Annotated in this window: 24 protein-coding genes; 15 read left to right on the top strand and 9 right to left on the bottom strand. The window is 50.7% G+C overall.

From position 1 onward, the window contains the following. Window position 1 precedes the first annotated feature (1 nt). The 6 genes from AB1757_25085 (at window position 2) to AB1757_25060 (ending at window position 6,893) form a co-directional block, all read left to right on the top strand. Window positions 2-1,444: a thiol-disulfide isomerase gene (locus tag AB1757_25085; protein ID MEW6130335.1), complete on the top strand. Its 1,443-nt coding sequence runs from the start codon at window positions 2-4 to the stop codon at window positions 1,442-1,444. Window positions 1,445-1,603: 159 nt separating this feature from the next. Further along, the gene (locus AB1757_25080; protein MEW6130334.1) at window positions 1,604-2,188 is read left to right on the top strand and encodes a hypothetical protein; all 585 of its coding nucleotides are present in this window, start codon (window positions 1,604-1,606) and stop codon (window positions 2,186-2,188) included. A 64-nt stretch (window positions 2,189-2,252) separates the two neighbouring features. Further along, window positions 2,253-2,720 (top strand): hypothetical protein, encoded by a 468-nt coding sequence (locus AB1757_25075; protein ID MEW6130333.1) that lies wholly within the window; start codon window positions 2,253-2,255, stop codon window positions 2,718-2,720. A gap of 136 nt (window positions 2,721-2,856) precedes the next feature. Continuing rightward, complete coding sequence (locus tag AB1757_25070) at window positions 2,857-3,939, top strand: sialidase family protein (GenBank protein ID MEW6130332.1); 1,083 nt, start codon at window positions 2,857-2,859, stop codon at window positions 3,937-3,939. Continuing rightward, window positions 3,936-4,865 carry an endonuclease/exonuclease/phosphatase family protein gene (locus AB1757_25065; GenBank protein ID MEW6130331.1) on the top strand — a complete coding sequence of 310 codons (930 nt, stop codon included), beginning with the start codon at window positions 3,936-3,938 and terminating at the stop codon, window positions 4,863-4,865. Before AB1757_25070 ends, AB1757_25065 begins: the two co-directional genes overlap by 4 nt. A gap of 126 nt (window positions 4,866-4,991) precedes the next feature. Continuing rightward, window positions 4,992-6,893, top strand: coding sequence for a PQQ-binding-like beta-propeller repeat protein (locus AB1757_25060; GenBank protein ID MEW6130330.1), 1,902 nt, complete (start codon window positions 4,992-4,994; stop codon window positions 6,891-6,893). 135 nt (window positions 6,894-7,028) lie between these two features. Here AB1757_25060 and AB1757_25055 read toward each other — a convergent pair whose 3' ends face one another. The 4 genes from AB1757_25055 to AB1757_25040 form a co-directional block, all read right to left on the bottom strand. Beyond that, complete coding sequence (locus AB1757_25055) at window positions 7,029-7,928, bottom strand: alpha/beta hydrolase (GenBank protein MEW6130329.1); 900 nt, start codon at window positions 7,926-7,928, stop codon at window positions 7,029-7,031. Further along, a complete protein-coding gene (locus AB1757_25050; GenBank protein ID MEW6130328.1) occupies window positions 7,843-8,178 on the bottom strand; it encodes a hypothetical protein in 336 nt (111 codons plus the stop codon). The genes AB1757_25055 and AB1757_25050 overlap by 86 nt, the downstream gene beginning before the upstream one ends. 125 nt (window positions 8,179-8,303) lie before the next feature. After that, entirely contained in the window at window positions 8,304-9,503 is a 1,200-nt protein-coding gene (locus AB1757_25045; protein MEW6130327.1) for a CoA transferase, read from the bottom strand. Between the two features lie 48 nt (window positions 9,504-9,551). Beyond that, window positions 9,552-10,427 carry a VOC family protein gene (locus tag AB1757_25040; GenBank protein ID MEW6130326.1) on the bottom strand — a complete coding sequence of 292 codons (876 nt, stop codon included), beginning with the start codon at window positions 10,425-10,427 and terminating at the stop codon, window positions 9,552-9,554. A 436-nt stretch (window positions 10,428-10,863) separates the two neighbouring features. On the opposite strand from AB1757_25040, the gene AB1757_25035 reads away from it, so the two are divergent. The 5 genes from AB1757_25035 (at window position 10,864) to AB1757_25015 (ending at window position 16,386) form a co-directional block, all read left to right on the top strand. After that, the gene (locus AB1757_25035) at window positions 10,864-12,816 is read left to right on the top strand and encodes a thiamine pyrophosphate-binding protein (GenBank protein MEW6130325.1); all 1,953 of its coding nucleotides are present in this window, start codon (window positions 10,864-10,866) and stop codon (window positions 12,814-12,816) included. Between the two features lie 89 nt (window positions 12,817-12,905). Then, window positions 12,906-13,367, top strand: coding sequence for a hypothetical protein (locus AB1757_25030; GenBank protein ID MEW6130324.1), 462 nt, complete (start codon window positions 12,906-12,908; stop codon window positions 13,365-13,367). After that, window positions 13,351-13,797 (top strand): c-type cytochrome, encoded by a 447-nt coding sequence (locus AB1757_25025; GenBank protein MEW6130323.1) that lies wholly within the window; start codon window positions 13,351-13,353, stop codon window positions 13,795-13,797. The genes AB1757_25030 and AB1757_25025 overlap by 17 nt, the downstream gene beginning before the upstream one ends. 151 nt (window positions 13,798-13,948) lie before the next feature. Then, window positions 13,949-15,700 (top strand): bifunctional 3'-5' exonuclease/DNA polymerase, encoded by a 1,752-nt coding sequence (locus AB1757_25020; GenBank protein MEW6130322.1) that lies wholly within the window; start codon window positions 13,949-13,951, stop codon window positions 15,698-15,700. A 98-nt stretch (window positions 15,701-15,798) separates the two neighbouring features. Further along, window positions 15,799-16,386 (top strand): glutathione peroxidase, encoded by a 588-nt coding sequence (locus AB1757_25015; GenBank protein ID MEW6130321.1) that lies wholly within the window; start codon window positions 15,799-15,801, stop codon window positions 16,384-16,386. 299 nt (window positions 16,387-16,685) lie between these two features. On the opposite strand, the gene AB1757_25010 is transcribed toward AB1757_25015, so the two are convergent. The 5 genes from AB1757_25010 to AB1757_24990 all read right to left on the bottom strand — a co-directional run bounded on the left by AB1757_25010 (window position 16,686) and on the right by AB1757_24990 (window position 20,635). Beyond that, a complete protein-coding gene (locus AB1757_25010; GenBank protein MEW6130320.1) occupies window positions 16,686-17,012 on the bottom strand; it encodes a hypothetical protein in 327 nt (108 codons plus the stop codon). 173 nt (window positions 17,013-17,185) lie between these two features. Beyond that, the gene (locus AB1757_25005; protein ID MEW6130319.1) at window positions 17,186-17,911 is read right to left on the bottom strand and encodes an arylesterase; all 726 of its coding nucleotides are present in this window, start codon (window positions 17,909-17,911) and stop codon (window positions 17,186-17,188) included. Window positions 17,912-17,923: 12 nt separating this feature from the next. Then, complete coding sequence (locus AB1757_25000) at window positions 17,924-19,033, bottom strand: ThiF family adenylyltransferase (GenBank protein ID MEW6130318.1); 1,110 nt, start codon at window positions 19,031-19,033, stop codon at window positions 17,924-17,926. A gap of 124 nt (window positions 19,034-19,157) precedes the next feature. Further along, entirely contained in the window at window positions 19,158-19,646 is a 489-nt protein-coding gene (locus tag AB1757_24995) for a cupin domain-containing protein (protein MEW6130317.1), read from the bottom strand. Between the two features lie 56 nt (window positions 19,647-19,702). Then, entirely contained in the window at window positions 19,703-20,635 is a 933-nt protein-coding gene (locus tag AB1757_24990; GenBank protein MEW6130316.1) for a helix-turn-helix domain-containing GNAT family N-acetyltransferase, read from the bottom strand. 162 nt (window positions 20,636-20,797) lie between these two features. Here AB1757_24990 and AB1757_24985 point away from each other — a divergent pair, with 162 nt between their 5' ends. From AB1757_24985 to AB1757_24970, 4 genes are all read left to right on the top strand, one after another. Continuing rightward, entirely contained in the window at window positions 20,798-21,628 is an 831-nt protein-coding gene (locus tag AB1757_24985; GenBank protein ID MEW6130315.1) for an ABC transporter ATP-binding protein, read from the top strand. A 257-nt stretch (window positions 21,629-21,885) separates the two neighbouring features. Beyond that, window positions 21,886-24,414, top strand: coding sequence for an FtsX-like permease family protein (locus AB1757_24980; protein ID MEW6130314.1), 2,529 nt, complete (start codon window positions 21,886-21,888; stop codon window positions 24,412-24,414). Between the two features lie 52 nt (window positions 24,415-24,466). Then, on the top strand, window positions 24,467-24,691 hold the full coding sequence (locus AB1757_24975) for a DUF433 domain-containing protein (GenBank protein ID MEW6130313.1): 225 nt from the start codon (window positions 24,467-24,469) through the stop codon (window positions 24,689-24,691). Window positions 24,692-24,756: 65 nt separating this feature from the next. Further along, complete coding sequence (locus tag AB1757_24970) at window positions 24,757-24,933, top strand: DUF5615 family PIN-like protein (GenBank protein ID MEW6130312.1); 177 nt, start codon at window positions 24,757-24,759, stop codon at window positions 24,931-24,933. Window positions 24,934-25,025: the final 92 nt, after the last annotated feature.

Here is a 25,025-nt window from a genome sequence, read left to right as displayed (position 1 = left end):
TATGAAACGCTTATCACTCATCCTGTTGGTTATTTGCTCGGCAGGTTTAATCCTCAGCACCCAAAAACCGCAAGCCGCCGCGCCGACCTTTGCCAAAGATGTCGCGCCCATCATCTTCAACAAGTGTGCCAACTGTCACCGTCCGGGTGAAGTCGCGCCCATGCCGCTTACTTCATACAAAGAAGTTCGCCCGTGGAGCAAAGCGATTCGCGAAGAAATCATTAAACGCGAAATGCCGCCGTGGTTTGCCGACCCGCATACCTCTACGCTCAAATTCAGCAATGACCGCAGGCTTTCGCAAACTGAAATAGAGACGATTGTCGCCTGGGTAGATAGCGGCGCGCCCAAAGGCAACGATAAAGATTTGCCGCCCCTGCCGAAATACACGCCGGGTTGGACGTTTGGCGAACCCGACGTGATTATCGAAATGCCTGTGGATTTTGAAGTCCCCGCCGAAGGCGAACTCCCCATGCAGAATTTCTATGTGCCTGTGCCTTTCAAAGAAGAGCGCTGGGTCGAGAAAGTTGAACTGCGACCGGGCAACCCGGCGGTCGTCCATCATTCGATTGCCAATGTCGTGAATCTTCCCGAAGGCACTAAAATCGTCAATGGCAAAGCGGTGCGCGACGGCGCATCAACAACTGCGCTCAACAGTCAATCGGCAAGAGAAACCGGAGGGCTTACGGAAGGCGGCGCGCGCGAAGTCGCACAGACGCAGGATTCGTTCACCCGCTCAGGCGCATTTAAACTCGTAGGGCAAGCGCCCGGCAAAGGCTTCGAGCAACATTTTCCGGGAACTGCCAAACGCATCCTGCCCGGTATGTACATTCAATTCAATATGCATTATCAACCGAGCGGACGCGCCGAAAAAGACCGCTCACGTCTCGGACTCTGGTTTGCCAAAACGCCAGTCACCCACGAAGTATTGACCAAAGGCGTGAGCGACACCATTTTTATCGGCGGCAAAGAACTCAGCGAAACCCGCACCGTGAATGGCAAAACCATTAAGGTTCGCGGCAAGATTCCCAACATTCCGCCACATGCCGATAATTGGGAAATCGGCGGCGAAGTGTTCATCAAAGAAGCCATCACGCTCTATGCCTTTGCGCCGCATATGCACCTGCGCGGCAAAGACATCAAATACACGCTCATTTTGCCTGATGGTCGCCAACAGGTATTGCTCAACGTGCCAAAGTTCGATTTCAACTGGCAGTTGCATTATGAACTCGCCGAGCCGTTGAAAATTCCTGCGGGCAGCCGACTTGCAGCCGTCGCGCATTACGATAATTCCATCAAGAATCGTTACAATCCTGCGCCCGACAAAGAGGTCTTCTGGAGTGAACAGAGTTGGGATGAGATGTTCATCCCGTGGTTTGAATACACCGTCGATAGCAAAGCGTTGACGAAATCAACGGCAACGCCGAGCGCCAGCAAACAACAGTAGGCAATCGACAGTAAGCAGTAGGCAGAATGATGTTCTATGATTAGACTCAATGTTGATTTTACTCTGGTCTTTTCACCGCAGCGACGCAGAGAACGCGGAGATCGCGCAGAGGCGCGATTATAGTTTTTCAATCAATTTCTTAATCACAAGCCACCTGACATGAAACGATTACTATTTCTTACTTTGTTTGTTTTCTTGTTGCCGTTTCAATTAACTGCGCAGCAATCAAAACCTGCACAACAACCGTCGCGTCCTACGGAACCCACAGACCCGATGCCGCCGCCTAATCTCGATTATTTCATCGGCAGTTGGTCGTTTGAATGGAATGTGCCGGAATCACCGTTGGGACCGGCGGGCAAAATCAAAGGCACGGAAATTTATAAGAAAGGCGCAAAGCCCGCGACTTATGAAAGCGTCATCGAAGGCGAAACCCCGGCGGGCGCTTTCAAAGGGCGCGCGACACTCGCCTACCACGAAAAAGAAAAATCGGTGATGCGCGCGGAATCGGGAATGTTCGGCATAAACCTCATCAAGAGCGGAACCATTGGCGGCGACCTCGGCGGTTATTACACCATCTTCTGGGAAACCGCGCCGATAAAAAAACAGGGCAAAACCATCAAATTAAAAGGTCGAACGCAAATGCTTTCGCCTGCAAGCTTCCGCGTGCAGATGCAGATTTCGGTTGATGGCGGAGCGTACACCAACTTTGGCAATCCCTGGTTTCGCAAAACTGAAAGTCAGTAGTCGCAGGTGTTATTACTAACCATCGGGCTACGGTAATGACTTCTTTCAATCGTTCGAGCAAATCATGAAAAAAATCTCGGCAATTCTCATCCTTATTTTTTTACTCAACATTGCACTGGGCTTTGCGCAATCGAAAAGCAAATCACCCATCGACCCGAAAGTTGCAGCCGAAGCCCTGAAGTTGCTCGACGATTATATGGACGCCTGGAACAACAAAGATATAGCGGCGTGGGAGCGCACTTTTCAATTTCCGCATTATCGTCTGGCAGGCGGCAAAATGTCCGTACTGGAACGACCCGGTATGCAGGACGCGGCGCGACTCTGGAAAGCGATGGCTGACACGGGCTGGCATCACAGCAAATGGGATCATTGCCGCATCATTCAGGCGACCGCCGATAAAGTTCACGTCGATACCCAATTCACGCGCTATCGCGCCGATGGTTCGCGCATCGGTTCATATGAATCGCTCTATATTCTCACCAAAGAAAACGGGCATTGGGGAGTCAAACTGCGTTCGAGTTTCGCGCCATAAATTTTCACTCAGGCTTTGCAGCAAATTCATTGCATCACTGTTTCATTTTTTGATTGTCGGAATCGTTTGTTTGTTGTCGCGTCGGGTTTGGACGTTTACAATTGCCGCTTCCACAGACAAGGAGAGCGCCGTTGTTATGCGAATGTTGAACACCATCTTTTGCTTCACGCTCATACTGATATTGAACCTTGGAACGTTGGCGCAAAACGCTGTGCCGGGACTCATTAAAAGTGAATTCATTTACGAAACCGCGCCGTTTCCCGAATGCCATGCCTCAACGATTGCCGAATCGAATGGCAAACTGATTGCCGCGTGGTTTGGCGGCACCAAAGAAAAACACCCGGATGTCGGCATCTGGGTTTCCAGATTTGAAAACGGCAAATGGACAATCCCCGTCGAAGTCGCTAACGGCATCGTGCCACCTGATAAGCGTTATCCGACCTGGAACCCTGTGCTCTTTCAACCACGGGCGGGGGCGCTCAGACTCTTTTACAAAGTCGGGCCAAGTCCTTCTTCGTGGTGGGGCATGCAGATGACCTCAACCGATGGCGGCAAAAGTTGGAGCCAACCGACGCGACTCCCGGATAGCTTTGCCGGACCAATTAAAAATAAACCGGTTGAACTTGCAAACGGCGAATGGCTTTGTCCATCAAGCAGCGAAGATCAAGGCTGGCGCGTGCATTTCGAGCGCACGGCGGATTTCGGAAAAACCTGGCAACGCACCGAGGCCATCAACGATGGTAAAACTTTTGGGGTGATTCAACCGACGGTTTTTTTTCACAAGCGCGGCAAACTGCAAGCTTTGTTTCGCAGCCGTCAAGGAAAAATCATCGAATCGTGGTCTGAAGATAATGGCAAAACCTGGAGCCAGTTGAATGCAACGAATTTACCGAATCCCAATTCCGGCATTGATGGCGTGACGCTCAAAGGTGGTCGGCATTTATTGGTTTACAATCACGTTCCGACCATAGCAGGAAAATGGGGCGACCGCGCGCCGCTCAATGTCGCCGTAAGCCTTGACGGTAAAATCTGGAAAGCCGCGTTGGTGTTGGAAACGGGTCCGGCTTCGGCAGAGTATTCCTATCCGGCAGTCATTCAAACCCGCGATGGACTGGTGCATATCACTTATACGTGGAATCGCAAAAAGGTAAAACATGTGGTTCTCGACCCGCGAAAACTCAAACTCAGTGAAATAAAAAATGGCGAGTGGACGAAATGATTAATCATTCAAATACTAAAAATTTCTTTATCCGATTGATGCGCCTCAGACAGTGCAGTTTTTCAATTTTATTCGCCATGCTGATGTGCTTTCCGACGTTTGGCATTGTCGAAAAACCATCATCCGATATACGGGTGATGAGTTTCAATATTCGTTACGGCACCGCCAACGACGGCGAAAATCGTTGGGATAATCGCAAAGATTTTCTCGTCGCAACCATTAAAGCCTTTGACCCGGATTTACTGGGGACGCAGGAAACCCTCGCTTTTCAACGCGATTTTCTGGCAAAAGAGTTGCCGCAATATGATGTCTTCGGCGTCGGGCGCGATGATGGACGCGAACGCGGCGAGATGACCGCGCTCTATTACAAACGCGAGCGATTTGAAAAACTCGACGGCGGTCATTTCTGGTTGAGCGAAACCCCAGAGCAGCCGGGCAGCAAAAGTTGGGACACGGCGATTACGCGCATGGTGAGTTGGGTCAAGCTCCGCGACCGGCGCTATCCAAAAGCCAAACCGTTAGTTTTTTTCAATACCCATTTCGACCATCGCGGCGAAGCGGCGCGACTCGAATCAGCGCGGCTCTTGCGTCGTCGCGCAGCAGAAATGAGCAAGACTTGTTCGGTGATTGTCACAGGCGATTTCAATGCCGGTGAAGCAAGCGAACCATACAAAGCCTTGTTCGGCGCGGATGACAAAAAACCGATGCTCTTGCGCGACAGCTTTCGCATTGCGCATCCCGCGCGCAGTGAAAACGAAGGGACTTTTTCGGATTTCAAAGCCGAAACCACCACAGGCGCGCGCATTGACTGGATAGCGATTTCAAAAGAGTGGCAGGTCATTCGTGCCGATATTGACCGCGCGGCTCGCAACGGGCGCACGCCTTCGGATCATTTCGCAATGACTGCGGTTTTGCGCTTGCGATAATGCGCGAAGCAACAGTCCGCAAATTCAGTGGAAAACCTAAGCTCAACAACGCCCATTCACATTGGCAATATTTTCTAAAAGCCATTCATCGCATGGAGTTCAATTAATGGCGAAACAGGAGATGAAATGAATTTGTCAAACAGCTTGCCCGGCAAATTTTTATCAGCAGTTTTTTTATGTGCGGCGCTGGTTTTTCCACTGATAACTTTTTCGCTTGAAAAAACCGTGGCGTTTGCCGATGAATCGGCATTGCAACAAACATCGCAACAGCCACCGGCTGACCCTGCAAGTGAACAGATTTATAAACAACGCTGTGCTGTCTGTCACGACAATCCGCAAGACCGCATTCCGCCGCTCTTTTTAATTCGCCGACGCTCAGCCGAAGACGTGATTCACACCCTCACCAACGGCTCAATGAAACAACAGGCGGCGGGACTCAGCGCCGATGAGATTCGTAAACTGGCAATTTACCTCACGGGCAAACAACCGGGCGCATCCTATCAGGAACTCGTCGAAGCCAATCATTGCAAAACGCCTGAAAGCGCCATCAATCTGAGCGCCCCGCAATGGAACGGCTGGGGTCGTGACCTCGATAATTCCCGCTTTCAACCCCGTCCCGGAATCAAAGCCGAAGAGGTGCCGAAACTCAAAGTCAAATGGGCGTGGGCACACCCCGGGCCGATGGCGACCGGACAGCCGACTATTATCGGCAATCGTTTATACATCACCACCGAAGTCGGACAGATTTTTTGTTTGAACGCGCAGACCGGTTGCACGATTTGGACAACCCACGCGGGGGCTGCGGTTCGCGCCGCGATGAGCGTGGGCAATCTTCCCGCCGGTTCAAAAGCCAAATTTGCGCTCTATCTCGGCGATGAAAAATCGACGGTGCAGGCGCTTGATGCAATGACCGGCAAGGTACTCTGGAAAACCAAAATCGAAGACCATTTTTTATCGCGCATCACCGGCTCGCCTGTGCTTTATCGCAATCGCCTCTATGTGCCGGTGTCGTCGTTTGAAGAGACCGCCGGACGCGATGCCAAATATGAATGCTGCACCTTTCGCGGCAGCATCGTGGCGCTTGATGCCTACACCGGCAAAATCATCTGGAAAACTTATGCGGTGCAAAGCGCGCCGAAACCCTTCAAGAAAAATTCCGCAGGCACGCAAATGTATGGTCCGGCGGGCGGCGCGATCTGGTCGGCTCCGACTCTGGATTTAAAACGGCGAGTGATTTATGCCGCGACCGGCAATTCTTATACGGATGTCGAAACCAAACATTCCGACGCTATCATCGCCCTGGATATGGCGACAGGGAAACTCAAGTGGGTGAATCAAGTCACACCGAAAGATAATTTTCTGGTCGGTTGTCGTCAGGCAGGCGTTGGCAATTGTCCCGAAGAAGCAGGTCCTGACCATGACTTTGGCAGTTCGCCGATTCTTCGCGCCCTGCCGAATGGCAAACAGGTGATTCTCGCGGGACAAAAATCCGGCGTGATGTACGCGCTCGACCCCGATAATAACGGCAAAAAATTATGGGAAGTTAAAATCGGCAATGGCGGCGCGCTTGGCGGCATCGAATGGGGTTTTGCTGCCGATACGGAAAATGTTTATGTGCCGGTTGCTGATGTGAGCGGCGCCAATCGCAAGCCCGGCATTACCGCTTTGAAAATTGCCACCGGCGAACAGTTGTGGCATGTGCCTGCGCCGCCCGCGAAATGCAGTTGGGGGACGACCCGTTGCAATAACGCGCAATCGGCGGCGGCAACTTTGATTCCCGGTGTGGTGTTTTCCGGCACGACCGACGGACATTTGCGCGCTTATTCAACCAGAGATGGCAAAGTGTTATGGGATTATGACACGGCGGCAATGATTGATACGGTAAATGGCGGCAAGCAAAAAGGCGGCACGCTTGATGGCGGAGGACCGACTGTGGCAAACGGCATGCTCTACACCAACTCCGGCTATGGTCGTTTAATCGGGCAACCGGGCAATCTGTTGTTGGCTTTTTCGGTAGAGGGGAAATAGAGCGCGGACAAAAATTCAGAGTTGTTGGCAAAATGATTTACTGAAGTTGAGGAAGCGGGCTTTGACTGCGTTTCACAAATTGTCGTGGTCAAAGCCCGCTTTCTCAAACAGATTCAATTTCAATTGCCAACGGTTCTAGGGTTTCGCTGGCGACGCGGGTTTCAAAAGCGTCTGTTCAAACCACGCGACCATCGCGGCGCTGGCGCGTTTGGCATCTTCGCCGCGAAAACCATGTCCTGCGCCTGGGATAGTGATGAAATCGGTCTTCACATTATTTTTTTGAAAGGCTTCAAAAATAATTTTGCTGTTGTTGATGGGAACCAAATCGTCTTTATCGCCGTGAATCAGCAAGGTCGGCGGGTCATCGGGCGACACATGAACGATGGGCGAATAATCGGGCGCTTTCTCTTTATCAAAATTCAACGCCGGAAAGCGATAAGGTTTACCATCAGGCGGCAGCGGCGGATTGACGCCGCGCGTGATGGGTCGCAAATCAACCGGCGGAAAATAAGCGACGACTGCCGCCACGCGGTCGCTCTCTTTCATAAACGCTTCCTGAGCATTGGGGTCGCCGTTATCCGATGCCGTGCCAAGCATCAATGACAGATGACCGCCCGCGCTGCCACCGAATACCCCCAGGCGATTGGGGTCAACATTCCATTGCCTGGCGTTATAGCGAATGTAGCGCACGGCGCGGCGCACATCGGCGACAATCTCAGGAATGAAATATTTCGGGCTGCTGCCGTGACGCACGGCAATCACCGTAAAACCTTTGTCCAATAAATCCTGAAAGCGCGTTGCCATCTGTTGCGGCGGACTGTAAGCCGAAACCCAGCCGCCGCTCACCATAAATAAAACCGCCGCGCCATTAGGTTTGGCTTTCGGCTTTAAAATATCGAAGGTGAGCGCCATTCCGTCTTTGTGCCCGTAAATCACATCGGGAACGATTTCAATATCGGCAGCGCCGCGCACAACCGGTGTCGCGCCTGCCGCGAGAATGAATAAAACTAACATCGCGCGTTTTGTCCAAAGCATAGGAATCTCCTTTTCGATTGTAAATCAAATCTCCCGCCACAATTGTAGCGGGTTGCCCTTGGCTGTGATAATCGGCATCGGCGCGCTGGTCGATGAAGCTTGGCAAACGATGGTCGCCAATGGCATTGAAAAAATATTGCGGGTCGATGCGTTCGCGAATTTGCGGATCGGCAAATTCGTGCAACCTATTCGGCGTTTCCATAAAATGCGAATCGGCATCGTGAATCGCCAGTGTCCCTGCGTAAGTCATCGGACTTATCCTCCTGAATAATTGCTCCCGATTATTCTATTTTGATTTAGCCCGGTTTGCTGGTTTATCGAACCACCATCTCAGTATAGCTGAGAGAATTTGTTGCTTCGTCTATGCAATCGCCTTCAATTACCGGCAATCACCCCGGCGTTTTGCAACTGCTTGATGCGGGTTATATCAAAATTCAACTCGCGCAAAATTTCTTCGGTGTGCTCGCCCAGAAGCGGCGCGGCGCGCTCAATTCGCGCCGGAGTTTTTTCAAAATGAATGGGAATGCCAACCACGCGAATCTGCCCGATGGATGAATGTTCGATGACGGGATTCATCTCCAGGGCTTCGACCTGCGGGTCAACAAAAAAATCGTCGTAACTCATGACGGGCCCGCACGGCACACCTTTTTCGATAAGCACTCTGACCCATTCATCGGTCGTTTTCCGGTGAAAGTGCGGCTGCAATCTTTCAAACAGTTCATCCTTGTGCCAGACGCGCTTGGCGTTGGTGTCATACTTCGGGTCATCTGCAAGTTCCGCCGCGCCGAGCGCCTCGCACAAAATCTGCCAGAATTTATTGGTCGCCGCGCCGATAAAAATCAAGTCATCTTTGGTTTCAAACAGGCGATAGGGAAAGATGCCGAGCGCGCCTTCCTGCTCGCGTTCCAATGCGCGCACGTAATAATGCGATTGCACGGACATCACCGCTTGCAGTAATGAAGTCTCAAGCTTTTGTCCTTCGCCGGTTTTTTCGCGGTGATAAAGCGCCGCCGTAATGCCCGCGAGTCCAAGCATCGCGGCTTGATAATCGGAAACCGCCACTGAACAGATGGCGACTTTGCCGCTATAGCGAGTATTCTCTTTTGCCGCGCCGCCCATCGCCTGCAACACCGGGTCGTAACCCGGGCGTTTGTGATAAGGACCTTTGGAACCAAACGCTGTTGACGAACAGTAAATCAGTTTGGGATTGATTTCGCGCAAGGTCTCATAATCGATTTTGAGTTTGGCAGTAACGCCCGGTCGAAAATTTTCAATCACCACATCGGCGCGTTCGACCAGTTGGTAAATCACTTCGCGACCGGACTCAGAGAGCAGGTCAATTGCAAGACTGCGTTTATTGAGATTCCAGCCTTGAAAGAACATGCTCTCGCCGCTAAAAAACGGACCCCAGGCGCGTGACAAATCGCCGGTGAGCGGTTCGACTTTAATTACTTCCGCGCCCATCAGTCCAAGCAGCATGGCGCTGTAAGACCCGGCGATGAAACTGCAAAAATCAAGCACTCGCACGCCGGTTAATGCCCCTGTGGTTGGTTGTAAATTTTCTTTTCGAGTCATGCGTTGTGGTCTGCCTTATCAATCAAAATAGTCAATAAAACCGGGCGATTATTTCACCTCGACGAGTTCGATGGCGATGGCGTCGGGACCTTCAATCATCGCCGCGCGGTTTTTACTTTTGCCGAATGCATATGGCATTTGCAAAATTTTGACGCCCGATTTTTGTAAGCGTTCAAGCGTTGCATCGAGGTCTCGGACACTCAGCCCAATGTGGTCAACGACGTGCCCGCGCGGGCTGACTAAATCGCCGCTTCGTTGTTTGGGATAAATAATCAAGCTGATGTTGTCGAAACGCACAGTGGTTGCCGGTGAGCGAATGACGCCAAGCGGTTCACTCGGCGCGGCAAACGGCACATCACATGGCGCGCGAGTTTGTGCGCGACCGGTTGCGCCAAGATTTTTCACATACCACTCAGCGGCGCATAAGGGCGCACGGCTGTAGAGATGCGTGTGAATAAAGCTTCGCGTATTCGATGTGTTGATTTCTACCAAAGCTCCATCGGGCGCTTTCATATAGGCGAATAACAAATTGGCACTGAGCCGGGTCATCGGTGTGGCAAACACTACGCCGTTAGCGAGATGTTTTTGATAATCGCTTTCCATCGCGGGGCTTCCCCAACCGAAATGCCAGATGGCGCTGTCGGGAGCAAGGGCGGGCGGCTTTTTCACTTGGTTAAACAGCAGATAAATATTTTCGCTTTGAACGGCATCAAACCCCGCAAGCGCGGTTCGCTTGGTCACCTCAAAGGTCCGCAGATAAAAATCCATCGCTTTCGGCGGGTCAATGGAATTGAGGTGGAGATGATGAAACCGAATAACATTTGGTGATTGGTCAGGCGAACCGGCAGAAGGTTGCTGCGGATATGAAATTACCGGAATTAAAATACCGAACATGAGAAGTGGCAGCAAAACAAGCGGTCGCATCGAGGTCTCCTGCTCAATAAAACCCGCCTCGAATCAGCTTAACGAGAGCGAGTTGATAAAAAAGTTGCTTTGGATTTAACCCACAGAAATTGCTTACGCGCGCGTTGTCAGTCGCTGCTAATTTCACTATACTAACCGGTCGGTAAGCAAGGTATTTGCGATGCATTTTGCAGTTTTGCACAAATAAAGTTCTCAATTATCAACTTCTGTGGGCGATTTACAAAAAATCAGGCTGGTTTATGCGCCTGATTTTCGCATTTTCCAAAAGTAAGGCAAGCGTTGGATAAAGCCGCAGTGGAAATCCTTTAGCCTTATCTGAACCTTTCAGACATCACCAATCAGTTCGTTACCAAAACGGCTCTTTTCAAATAGACCCGGAACGATTTATTCAACCACTTGCTGGAAAATTTTGCGCATTCCAATTGAAGGAGAAGTTATGAAAGAGACCCCTGAGACCAATAAAAAAACCAAAGCCGATGTTTCGCGAAGAAAATTTATTACCCGCGCAGCCATTGGCGCAGGCGCAACTGCGGTCAGCGCGTTCAGCGAAACGAAAGCCGCATCGGCAATCGACAACCCGGACATCAAACCGATAAAAGTTCCCGATGAATTCGCGCTTGCCGCAAAAGCGCAGTTCGCAAAAGCCGAATTTCCGATGACCGGCGCGCAGGTTTTCGCGCGGGTTTGTAAAGAAGAAGGTCTCGCCGTTCTTTTCTCCTGTCCGGGCAATTACTCCATCGTCAACGCCATTGCCCAGGAAGGCATTCCCACTTATTCGGGGCGTCACGAAGGCGCGATGTGTCACGCTGCCGACGGGTTCTGTCGCGTGACCGGCGAAGTTGCTGCGGCATCGGGCACTGAAGGTCCTGGCTTCACCGACATGATTAACGCCATCGCTGCCGCCAATGCTGCGCGTTCGCCTGTACTGGTGCTTGCCAGCAACATGGCGATTGTCAACGAAGACACCGAGGCAGGGATTCAACTGGGCTATCAACAACCGACCACCGAAGGCTTGAAAAAATACGGCAAGCGGTTGATTACGCCTAAACGCATTCATGAATACGGCGCATATGCGTTTCGCCAGTTGCGCACCGGCGTGCCGCGCCCCGTGCATCTGGATTTCCCCGCTGAAGTGACGCGCGCAAAATTTGAAAAACCGAGCGACCTTGATTACTACTACGACAAGACCAAATATCGCACCACGGCAAAACCTTATCCAAATCCCAAAGACATAACGGCAGCGGTTGAACTTCTGAAACAAGCCCAGCGTCCGATGATTGTCTCAAGCAACGGGGTTTTCTATAGCCGCGCCTGGGATGCTTTGAAAACCCTGGCGGAAAAAGCGCAGATTCCGGTGGTCGAATCGGGCGCAATGAAAGGGCAATTTTCCGATGCCAGTCCGCTTTCGGCAAACGCTGCGCCCGGTGCGCTCGCCAGCGCCGATGTCGTCGTACTGGTCGGGCAATATTGTATGCCGACGGTCGGCGAATTCGCTTTCGGTCCCGATGCCAAATACATTCGCATTGACCCTGTGGCTGAAGACATCGGACGCAATCTGCCGATTGATGTCGGCATGGTGAGTTGCGAAAAAGCCGCGCTTGAAGCTTTAGCCGAGGCGATGCCGGCGATGAAACACGATGCCTGGATTGCCGAGATTGCCGCGGCGCGCAAAAAATTTGAAGATGAACTTGAGACTTTTTATGCCAAAGGCGCAAGCTACACAGATGCCGTGCATCCTGCGGTGATTGCCAAAGAGCTGAGTGATTTTATGTATCGCGGCAAACTGCCCAAAGAGCAAACCACATTTGTAGCGGGTGGTTATGGCATCGCGCGTTACGTGCGGCGCTGGCTGCGCGGGTATCGCCCGGGGCAGATTCTAAACGGCGCATATCAATATGGCGCGATTGGTCCAGATGTTGGTTACGCAGTTGGTGCAGCGGTTGCGGTGCGTCATGGGGTGAGTGTTCAGGCTGCGCATAAAAGCGCGCCGGTCATTTGTGTCACTGGCGATGCGGGTATCGGTTATACGATTATGGAACTTGAGACTGCGTCGAAATATCGTTTGCCCATCATCGTTATCGTTTATAACAACAATGCGTGGGGAACCTGGACAGGCAGCAGTCGCAGTCCTGTCACCTTGAGTTTGCACCTGTTTCAAGAGAATGTCCGTTATGACAAAGTCGCCGAAGGCTTGGGCGCGCACGGTGAATATGTGACCAAGCCCACGGATTTTCGCGCGGCGTTGGAACGCGCCTATCAAATCGCTATCAAAGAGAGCCGTCCCTCGCTCATCAACTGTCAGGCGAAAAAAGAATTCTGGGTCAGGCAACAATACGAACCCGGTTTCTTAGGTACGGTTGAACCGGGCTGTATGTCATACAATCATTAAAAAGTAGGCAGTAAGCGGTAGGCAGTAGGCAGTGTAAAAAAAAAGTCTGACTTCTGACTACCGACTACCGACTACCGGCTACCGATAGAATGGCTAAAAGTCAATTGCAGGTGATTCGCGAAAGTTTGCAAACTTATGCCGACCGGGGCATCTTTCGCGAATTTAGCGAAAGCAAAACCGGGCAGTTTCATTTCGTCTGGTTGTTGCATCGCGAGATGAATTTGCAAGTTGATACGGCAACACAGACGTTAAGATTTAAACAACTGTTGCCGGGCATTCCTACAGGGTCTGCGCTCCATGCGGAATTGAAAAAATTTTTAACTGAACGTCACGACCGCCGCTTGCCCGAACATCGGCGGGTTGATCGCAGGCGCGCAGAGGTTTCCTGTAGCAGTCGTGGAGGAATGGTTTCCATCTCGCTCAAGGTCAAAAAAAATCAGTATACTTACGGGGTTAATCGTCTGGTTAATTTGATTCACGATTTATTTGTCTATCTTCGCGATAAACATCCCGATTATCTGGTGGAGAATTTCGATGTTCCGCAAGAATAGTTTTTTAATCAATCATCCTTTTCGGTTACGCCGCATCGTGGCGCTGAGCTTTATGATTTTCGTTTTCGCAGTGATGTGGGCGACGAACCACGCAAGTGCGCAAGCGCCGCGTCGCAACCCTGAAGCGCAAAAGTTGAAAAACCCTGTGCCTGCGGATGCCGAATCGATTGAAGCCGGACGCGCGCTTTATAAACGCCACTGCGCGCCTTGTCACGGGGCAACTGCCAAAGGCGACGGCGGGATGGCGCTATCGGGCGGCACGCCTTCGGATTTGACCGATGAGACCTGGGATTACGGTTCGACGGATGGCGAAATTTTCGTTGCCATTCGCGACGGGGTTTCGGCTGATATGCTGGCTTATAAAGAAAAACTCACAGAAAAACAGATTTGGCAGGTGGTCAATTTTCTTCGCAGCCTCGCACCTAAATAGAAATCCGTAACCCGGATGTTACGGATTCGGCGGCAAGCTTAAAACTTCAATTTATCTTCCATTCACTTCATTAATACTCTGCAACGCGCAAATTTGAATTGCCCATCCGTCAAGGGGATGTAACAATTTTTACTGTTTAAAGGAATCAACTGTGAACCAATCGCCTGTCAAATTGATAACTACAGCCCCTGCGCTCGAAGAAGTCATTCGCGCCATCACCAAAGCCTCGGTCATTGGTGTCGATACCGAAACCACAGGGCTTGACCCGTTCACCAGCGAGGTGCGGCTGGCGCAAATTGCGACCGATGAGCAAACCTTTGTCATCGATCTCTTCGAGATTGACGCCTTCAATGATCCGCACCTGCGCCAGTTTTTCTCGCAACCGCATCCGATCAAAATTTTTCACAATGCCAAATTCGACCTCAAGATGTTGCTGCATCATTTCAACCTTGAAGCCTATGGCATCTTCGATACCATGCTGGCGAGTCAACTGATCAGCGCCGGGCGCAGTGAAGGCGGCAACAGTCTCGCGGCAGTGGTCTCGCGTTACCTCAATCAGGAACTTGATAAATCGCTGCAAGTCAGCGATTGGTCGGGCAAGCTAACCGATGCGCAATACGAATACGCGGCAAAGGATGTCACCATCCTGCTGCCGCTCAGGGAACGCATGACGCAGGAGTTGGTCAAACTTCACATGGTTGAAGTGGCGAAACTCGAATTCGATTGTGTGTTGCCGGTTGCGGCGATGGAAATTGCCGGAATGTATTTGAGCGCCGATTGCTGGCGCAAACAGGTCGAAAGTGTCGAACGCGAACACGCGGCGATTTCCTCAGACCTCAAACGCGAACTCGCATCCGGCATCGAACAACTCTCGCTGTTTGATGAACCGACCATCAACCTCGATAGTCCTTCGCAAGTCACCGACGCGCTCGCGCGCATGGGCATCAAGGTCGAGGGCACGCGCAGTTGGCAATTGCAACCGCTCGTCAAAGAGCATCCGGTGATTGAAAAATTGCTCGCCTATCGCCATGTGCAAAAAGCCCTGTCGAGTTATGGCTTGAATTTTTTGACCCACATACACGCGGCGACCGGGCGCATTCATTCGGATTTTCGCCAAATCGGCGCGGCGGGCGGACGGATGAGTTGTTCCGAACCAAATTTGCAACAGGTGCCCAACACCAAAGAATATCGCTCATGCTTTCGGGCTCCGGCAGGGCGCAAGCTCATCATCGCCGATTATTCGCAGATTGAATTGCGTATCCTAGCCGACTGGTCACAGGATACGGCGTTGGTGAAAGCCTTGATGTCGGGCGAAGATTTACATCGGGTGACGGCAAGCCAGATGTTCAATGTGCCTCTGGACGGAGTAACCAAAGAGCAACGCGCCGCCGCCAAACAACTCAACTACGGGATTATGTACGGACTGGGCGCATCGGGGCTTGCGGCACGCATCGACTGCTCGAATGGTGAAGCCGAAAATCTGATTAAAAAATATTTCGCCGCTTACAAAGGGGTTGATGGGTTTTTGCGTGAAGCGGCAAATCGCGCTGTGCAGGAACACGAAAGCCGTACCCGGTCAGGGCGTTTAGTCACCTTCAACTTTGATCCCAATGACCGCTCGCAAGTCGCCGCGACACAACGCTACGGCAAAAATGCCCCGGTGCAAGGCAGTTCCGCCGACATCACCAAACGCGCCTTGACCTTGATTTATGAAGCATTGAAACCGTTTGACGCGAAAATCGTCAATTGCATTCACGATGAAATCGTTATCGAAGCCGCTGAAAATCAAGCGCAAGAAGGCGCGAAGGTTTTGGAACAAACCATGGTTCAGGCTGCCCGTGAATACATTCGCAGCGTTCCGGTCACGGTTGACATAGCGATTGCCGATGCGTGGTTGAAATAAATTTATTGAAAATGCGATTAACCCATTTGGACTCGCAAAAGATTGCGGTCATAATAACCGGTCTGGAAAATCAAAACCCATACGATCAGGAGAGTGTTATGAAAAAGAGTTTAATCCTTGTCGGTGCGACAATGTTTTTGATGACTTGTCTGGCTATCGGCAAAACCATTTCGCTTAAATCCGAAAATCCGCCCGCTTACTCGTCCATTTATGATTTCACCATGAAGAGCATTGATAACAAAGACATCAAGCTCGACGCTTACAAAGGCAAAGTCGTGATGATTGTCAACGTTGCCAGCAAATGCGGATACACCCCGCAATACGAAGGCTTGCAGAAAATTTATAACAAATACAAAGATCAGGGCTTTGTGATTTTGGGTTTCCCGGCGAATAACTTTATGGGACAAGAGCCGGGCACCAATGAAGAGATCAAAGAGTTTTGCTCGCTCAATTACGGTGTAACTTTTCCAATGTTTGCCAAGATTTCCGTTAAAGGCGAAGACAAACATGTGCTTTACAAATATTTGACGGAACCCACAACCAATCCGCAATACGCCGGTGAAATCACCTGGAATTTCAATAAATTCCTGATTGGTAAAGATGGCAAAATCATCAACCGTTTCTCCACCAAAGACAAACCCGAAGACGAAAAGGTTACTCAGGCTATCGAACAGGCTTTGAAATAAGCCGGTTTCGATTTAACCGATTTCCTGAAAAGCAGCGCGGGCACATAAATCCCGCGCTGCTTTTTTATTGCCTGAATCATCAGCAAGGTTTATTTAGAGCCATTTGTGATTGAGTCCAAGCGACTCGCTAACGACGCGCTGGTTCAACCTGGAGCGCCTTGCCCTGGAACTCAGGGGATGTTGAGAGAGCGGTCATTGACCGCGACGCTTATGAGTAAAAGCAATCGCAAATCGCTCTAAGTCAGATGGGTTTCCAGAACGGTCAACGGGTAGGGAGGCGATGAACAGTTATCTACGATTTAGTTGTGGGTATCATCTTCGTTAATGAGCTTCAAAACCTTATTGGTCAGTTTTTCCACTTCGGCATTTGGCAAGCTATCGCTTGGGCTTTCCTGTTTAAGTTCAGCGGCAATTCTCGAAAACGTCACCAGCAGGTCAATACAATCGTGACAATCTGCCAGGTGATGTTCGATACCGGCGCGTTTTTCCGCAGGAATGCTGTTTTCATAGTAGGCAGCGATTTCGATTTCACTAAGACAATGGGTTTTGTCACGACCCTCTTCCCCGCCAGCCCCACCCGTTTGCGAGTCTTTATTTATTAATTCCAGTATTTTTTTCAGATTCATTCTTAACTTCTTATTCAAAATTTCATTCACGAGTTCTTTGCGGGGATGACACTAAAGAACTGCAAATTCAGGCATTTACTTCCTAAAATCCATTTGATATTAGGGTTGCTATAGCTTAAAGACGGAAATCAAAATCAAAACGATGCAAAAATTTAACTTTATCAATAAATTTTTTAACGACCCGGTTGCTGTCGGGCTTTTTCCAGTAACGGCTGCAAATATTTATAGACGGTTTCCATAACCAATCGTGTGCCTTCGGGATTCGGATGAATGCCATCCTGTTGATTTAATGTTTGCATACCCGCTACCCCTTCAAGAAAAAATGGAATCAGGGTGACACGGTGCTCTTTAGCAAGTTGCGGAAAGGCTTCGTGAACTTTGCGACGATAATCCGCACCGGAATTGGTTGGCGCTTCCATTCCGGCAAGCAACACGGTTGCGCCTTTGGCTTTGGCGCGTTCAATAATCGCGCTGAGATTTTTTTTCATCGCCTCGACCGGTTGCCCGCGCAACATATCATTCGCGCCAAGTTCAATAATCACAAATTTCACATCGCCGCTTTCCAGAGACCAGTCAATGCGGCGCACCCCGCCTGCCGACGTATCACCGGAAATTCCTGCATTGATGACTTCATAATCAAATCCATCGGCACGCAATTTCTCTTGCAGAAGTGACGGATAGCTTTGTTGCGGCGACAGTCCGTAACCTGCGGTCAAGCTATCGCCGAAGGCGACGACCTTCGCCGAGTTTTTCTGAGGCGCAGACGTCTTGTTGGCGGTCAAGGCAGGAGACGATGGCGCATTGGATACCTTATCAGCGGTAGCCTCTTTCGCGTTATTTTGACAAGCCGCCAGACTGGTGATGGCGACCAGCGCCAAGCTGAAGAATATTTTTTTCATATGATTGAATTATCAAATAAGTTCAGCCAAGTCTAGGTTGCCGATGAAGGGGGGAAGTTTTTCGCCAAGCAGGAGGCGGCGGGCGACGTGCCCAAGTTGCCCTGCCGCATAGCGCGCCTCACTAGCCAGTTGCGGGTAGCCGCACAGCGACTGACCGATGCGCTCAAGTGAGCCTTGCGAACGTTTGGACAAATTTTCCCAACCACCCAACCAGAGGGCGAGCGCCTGCATAAACGCCAGCGGTGTCGGGAAGGACTGGCGCGGCGGCTGCGGTTGTTCAGCGCGCCCGTGGAACGGACGTAAGTCTGCACAATATTGATAGGGTTCAATGCTGAGGAAGCCGCGTTCGTCGGCAGCATATATGACGTTAAGGTCACGACCTCTTGCCAGTTGTCTTACATCGCGTTTGACTTGCAGGTGATCACATTCTTCAATGAGCAGGTCTAGCCCATCCAGAAACTCTATGGCATTTTCCGCCGTCACCCCTTCGTCAAAAATTCTAACTTCGAGATAAGGGTTGATCCGCGCGATGCGGCGCGCTGCGATCAGCACTTTGGCAGTGCCGAGTTCATCGAAACCGGCGTTGAGGCGATTCAGGTTGGACAGGTCGAGCCGGTCAAAATCAGCCAGCCTGATCTCGCCGCACAAGTGTTCCTGGGCAACCGTCACAGCAGCTTCACCGCCGACCGACAGCCCGATTACTCCTATGCGTTTGGTGCGCAATACTTGCTGCTCATCACGGGTGATCTTGTCTTGATTGCGGTTGGTGATTACCTCGAAATAATCGTCTTCACTCAGCAGGTGCGCAACCTTCTTTTCCCAAGGCAGGTAAACCCAGTTGCCGCAGACGGCTTGCCCACCACACGCCGCCAGTCTGTCGGTGACGAACGACTGCCGCTCTTTAAGGTTTCGGGTGTCCGGAAATTTCACCAGAGCGAGGTCGGCGAGTTGCCGGTCAAACGTATCAATAACCGCAATCTGCTGACGCCGGCAAAAATCCTTGAACTCCGGCAAAGCCTCATGCGTCAACTGAATGACCACCGCCCGCCAGCTCAATTCCGGCTGAACAGGTGGCGCTTTGACCTCATTGACAAAATTTTCAAAATTGTATGTGTTAATCATATTGCGCCTGTTCAATAAATCCGCGAACGGCATTGAAAGTAATCAGATGAACTGAGTTTCGCGGCTTCCACTGCAAGCAGTTTGGTAAACGACGACCGGTGTTTATACTCAACTCAAAAGTTGTTCAGTTTGCTTGCTCGTATACTCGCTTTTCACCCGTCTCGCAATCGACTTCTTCCAACTCGCTGGCTGCGCACGTGTGAAAAGAGACAACCACCATATTCTCGTTTTCCGGAAAGAATTCATGCGGAACGCCTTGACCTATTACAAGCCATTTATCGGTCAGTGAATCGTTTGCTGCAAACGGCACCATCCGCTGGTATTCCTCTGCGACCTTCGCCATCCCCTGTCCTTTGATGGTCACCATATGCTGAATACTATTAGGATGATAATGGCACCCTGACCAAGCATTCTTCTTTAGAACAAAAATCCAACTTGATTGAATACCTTCAGGCAGTTGACACTCTATGGAACTCAGGTCAATTACTGACCAGACGAATGATTCTTGAGAATGTTCGATAGCCTCGCTCAATTGCTCAATGGTCTCTAAGAAAGTTTTTCGATTGACGAGGAATTCGACAGCGGCATTTAGTTTTTCAAGGTCAACATTCATTTGCTTATCCCTCCGAGAAGCTATTTGCGTTTGACTCGACTGCGGCTTCACATATTTCACAGCTTGAGTTCCCACACCTGCCCCACTAAGTCCTTGCCGAAACTGTGGTGCGCTTCTTCCTGAACGAGTTGAAATCCGGCTTCTTCATAAAGATGCCGGGCGGCAGCCAACACGCTGTTAGTCCAGAGCATGAGCTTTTTGTAGCCTTTCTGACGGGCAAAGCGCACGCACTCATTCACCAGTCGCTTGCCGATACCGAGTCCGCGGGCGCCCGGTTCGACCATCAGCAGCCGTAATTGCGCGACGGTTTTCGACCGCTTAACCAGAAAGACCGAGCCGATAATTTCGCCGTCGCGCTCGGCAATCCAGCAATATTCGCGCTTGGGGTCAAAGTTGCGGATGAACTTCGCCACGATCTCCGACACCATCGCTTCATATTGCTCATCCCAACCGTACTCCTCGTTGTAAACCAATCCTTGCCGGTGGGTGACCCAACCCATATCACCGAGTTGGTGAGGGCGGATGATGTAGGGGACGTTTTTTTCGGTACGTTCGCCAAGCAACCGTTCAATCGTGTTCATGGCACCGACCAGACGGTTTTGTTCGGAAGGCGAGAGTTGATTGAGCGTAGCCTCGATCTGCTCGTTCGAGTGAGCGTTGAGTTCCACGAATGCCTGTTGCCCTTTTTCGGTCAACGACAAGACTGCCTGGCGACCATCACTCGCGGACGGCTGTTTGGCGATCAAACCGCGTTTCTTGAATCGGGCTAACAGGCGGCTGAGATAGCCTGCGTCCAAACCCAACTCGCTGCCAAGCTCGGTCGCCGTCGCCTTTTCCCTGTACGCGAGTTCATAAATCAGCCGCGCCTCCGTCAGAGAAAAAGGACTCTGTAGCAAATGTTCCTCCAGCGCCCCGATTCGCCTGGTGTAAAACCGATTGAACCGGCGCACTGCCTCAATCTGTTTCATCAGTTTACTGATTGTCATCATTATCGCCATCCTTTACGTTTGAAACAACATTGACTTTATCAACTATATATTTGACTTTGTCAAATATATTTTTAGCGCAACGAAATTTATTCTCTGTCCGTAGAGCGATGAAGGGGGATTGAAGTCTCATTGGGCGATTAGCGCCGCTATCTTCCGGCGTGTATGATTGAATCTGTTCGGGTTGATGCGGGACGAAAACGTCTGAACGTCAAAAAACCAAGGACGCCCGGCACCGAACGCTTGAGCGGACGCTCATCCTCTGCGCAGAATTTTCAGGTAGACGACATGATCGAACTGTATAAAGTTACAAAGCAAGTTGCCTCCGGCAGTGAAACCTTAACCATTCTCGATGAATTAAGCATGGTAATCCCTGATGGTCAATTCGTCGCCATTGTCGGACCTTCCGGCAGCGGCAAATCGACGCTTCTCGGACTGATTGCCGGACTTGATGCGCCGACTTCGGGGAAAATAAAAATTGACGGCGTATCGATTAACGATTTAAACGAAGATGCGCTCGCAGAACTACGCGGCGAAAAAATCGGCATCGTCTTTCAATCGTTTCATCTCATTCCGTCGCTCACGGCATTTGAAAACATTCTGGTGCCGATGGAAATCGCCGGAGCCAAAAACGCTTTCGCGCATGCCAAAGAGTTAATCGAAGACGTAGGACTGACGGCGCGCGCCCATCATTACCCGTCGCAACTGTCGGGCGGCGAACAACAACGTGTAGCGATTGCCCGCGCCTTTGCCAATAATCCTTCGATATTGCTCGCAGATGAACCGACCGGCAACCTCGACTCGAAAAACGGCGGACACATTTTAGAGTTGATGGTCAACCTCAATCGCAAACGCAAAACCACATTGGTGTTGATTACTCACGACCGCGAAATCGCTGCGATGGCTGACCGACTGGTCTCCTTGCGCGACGGGCGCGTGGTCAGCGACAGCACCAGCAATGCGGCAGTAGAAGAAAACGAAGCACTTTCTGTTTAGATTGCCATGAAAAGTTGTTTTGAGATTTCAGACAGAAAATAAAATTTCAGACGGAAAATCACGATTCGTTATTTGAATTCCGGGTTCCCCGCGGATGCGGCGGATTAAGCGGATAAGCGCGGATTATCCGTCCTCATCCGTCGCATCCGCGTTATCCGCTGGGAAATTCAAACTCAAAGGTAAATTGAGTGAAATTCCGTCGAACATGCAAAACCATTTTCACTGCTCATAAAAACTGATTTGAACCGGATTGATTTATGAATTTCATCATTCAAATGGCTCGCCGTGAATTGCGCTCATCGTGGCGCAGGTTGTTATTCTTCTTTGTCTGCATCGCCATCGGCGTATGTGCCATCGTTGCTTTGCGGTCGATGATTCAAAACGTCAACCGCGCCATTGCCGGTGACGCGCGCGCCATTTTAACCGCCGATGTCCAGGTCGATTCAGACCGCCCGTGGACTGATGAACAACTCGAAATCATCAATCGGGTGATGCAAGCGCCGCGCGTTGTCAGTCGCACAGAGACCATCGAATCGGCGACCATGGCGCGTCCCGCCGATGAAGCGAACGAAGCGGTGATGATGGTCGAACTCAAAGGCATCGAAGCGAATTACCCGCTGGTCGGCGAATTCAAAATGCAGGACGGCAGCAATTTCGATTTTTCCCTGCTACAGAATTTCGGCACGGTGGCTTCGCCCGCTATGCTTGACCGTTTGAGTTTGAAAGTCGGCGATTCGATAAAAATCGGCGAAGCGACATTTCAGATTCGCGGCGTGTTTGATAAAGAACCCGGGGTTGCCGGTGGCGGCTTTCGTTTGGGACCGCGTCTGTTCATTGCGCGTTCCGATGTCGAAGCCACAGGGCTTACAGGATTTGGCAGTCGAGCGCGGCGCAAAATTCAATTCACCACCATTGAAAATCAAGCCGAACCGCTCACCAAACAACTGAAAGCCGCGCTCAAAAATCAACTGGTGTCGGCGCGTTCCTATCGCGATGCTGAAGGCAATTTGAATAACTCTTTGCAACGCGCCGAAGATTATTTGTCGCTCACCGGCTTGGTGGTTCTGGTGCTTGGTGGCATCGGCATTTCCAACGTCACGCGGGTTTTCGTTGAGCAGAAGAAAAAATCCATCGCCGTGTTGAAATGCATCGGCGCAACTGGCTCGCGTGTTACCGTTGCCTATCTTTCGCAGGTTCTATTGCTCGGCTTTACCGGCAGTGTGCTCGGCGTCATCTTAGCGCGTGGGGTGCTTGCCCTGGTGAAATATAATTTCGCGGATTTGCTTCCCGAAAATCTCTCTTATGAACTTCGCCCTTACGCGGTCTTTCAAGGCATTGGCGTCGGCGTGCTCATTTCATTACTATTTTCGGCTTTGCCACTCTTGCGCATTCGCAAAATCAAACCGAACCTGTTGTTGCGCGATGATGTCGCGCACGTCAAACAACGTTTCGATTTCATGCGTTGGGCAACAGGTTTCATTGTCGTCGCAGGACTCGTCGCCCTGGTTTCGTGGCAAGCGGGTTCCCTGCGCGTCGGCTTTTTCTTCTTGCTTGGTATTGCTGTCACTGCGGGGTTGCTTTATCTCGCAGCTTCGCTTCTCATCGCCCTCGTGCGGCGCACCAAAAATGTTCAATCATTTGCTTTCCGCCAAGCCATCAACAGTCTTTATCGACCAGGCAATCAAACGCGCGTGATTGTGATGGTCGTTGGCCTCGGCGTCTTTCTGGTCATCGCCATTCAATCGCTTGAAAAAAATCTCTTGCGCGATTTGGATTTGGGCAAACGCTCGAATATGCCGAATATGTTTTTGATTGATGTGCAAAAAGACCAGGAGCAACCGCTCGCTCAGTTCATCAAACAGGAAACCGGCGAAGAGCCGCTACTGGTGCCAACCATTCGCGCGCGCATCACCGCGATTAACGGACGCGACATTGATTTCGAGAATGAAGATATGCGGCGCGAACGAGGCAGACTTGGACGCGAATATGTGACGACTTTCAGAGCCAACCTTGAATACAACGAGCGCGTCATCGAAGGCGAGTTCTGGGAACCGACGCCTTCACCGGAAGGTGAAATTTCCATTGAAGAGAGCATGAAAGGATTGCTCGGTCTGGATGTCGGCGGCAACATCACCTTTGATATTCAAGGGCGCAAGTTGACCGCGAAAGTGACGAGCATTCGCAAAGTCGATTGGCGCAATTCGCGCACCGGTTTTATGGTCTTGTTCCGACCGGGCACTTTAGAGAATGCCCCGCAGATGATGGTCGGAGCGATTAACGGGCCAACCGACGAAATCGAAAAATCGCGTTTTGAAAAACGCCTGCTCGATAAATTCCCGAATCTCTCGGTGATTGATGTAACTGAAATTGTGCGCTCAATCACGCGAATTATTAACAACGTCACGCTGACGGTTTCCTTTACCGGTCTGTTTGTCTTTTTGAGCGGCGTGTTGATTTTGATTGGCTCGATAGCGATTACCAAATTCCAGCGCATCTATGAAGCGGCAGTTTTAAAAACGCTCGGCGCAAAACGCAAAACCTTGCTGGTGATTCTGCTTGCCGAATATGGCTTGCTGGGATTGGTGTCGGGACTCATTGGCGCATTCGCCGCCGAAGGGTTATCTTACGCGACCTCGAAATACATCTTTGACATCGAATGGGCATTCACGCCGCAGTTAAATTTCATCGGGGTCGCGGCAACCATTTTGTTAGTCACCATCGTCGGCGCAATTTCGACTTTGGATGTGCTGACGCAAAAACCACTCGGCATTCTGAGAACGCAATAAAGCAATTTAAGGTAGCTTGCTATCCAAAAGCGTGAGTTTTACTATCAGGCATATGAATTATCAAAACATCATAACCATTGAGCCGGGAAAGCGTGGCGGCAAGCCTTGCATCAGAGGCATGAGAATCACGGTTTATGATGTGCTTGAATATTTAGCGGCAGGCATGACGCACCAGGAAATCCTTGATGATTTTCCTTATCTAACCGAAGAAGACATTCGCGCCTGTCTCAGTTACGCTGCTGACCGGGAAAAAAGTTTGATGGTTGTTCAAGAGTGAAATTACTTTTTGATCATATGGGATTGGATAAAGCATCCGACATGGAAGTTTGAGAGCGTGCAAAAATTGAAAATTATTTATTAGTCACAAAAGATGCCGATTTCAGCGACCTTTGTATGCTTTACGGCTTCCCGCCAAAAGTGATTTGGATTCGTCGCGGCAACTGCACGAATCATACGATAGAAGAACTTTTGCGCAATCATCATGCAATGGTTCGGACAAAAAATGAGATGAAAAAATAAGCCAATACCGATTAAATGGATGTTTCCAGACACCAGACAATCGGAGATTGGCTTATGACTTTCGTCAACCAGATTTTAGATCAGATGACCAA

The organism is Acidobacteriota bacterium, assembly GCA_040754075.1.
GTDB lineage: Bacteria > Acidobacteriota > Blastocatellia > UBA7656 > UBA7656 > JBFMDH01.
The sequence above is the reverse complement of the archived record's forward strand: the minus strand, read 5'-3'. Positions and strand labels throughout refer to the sequence as shown.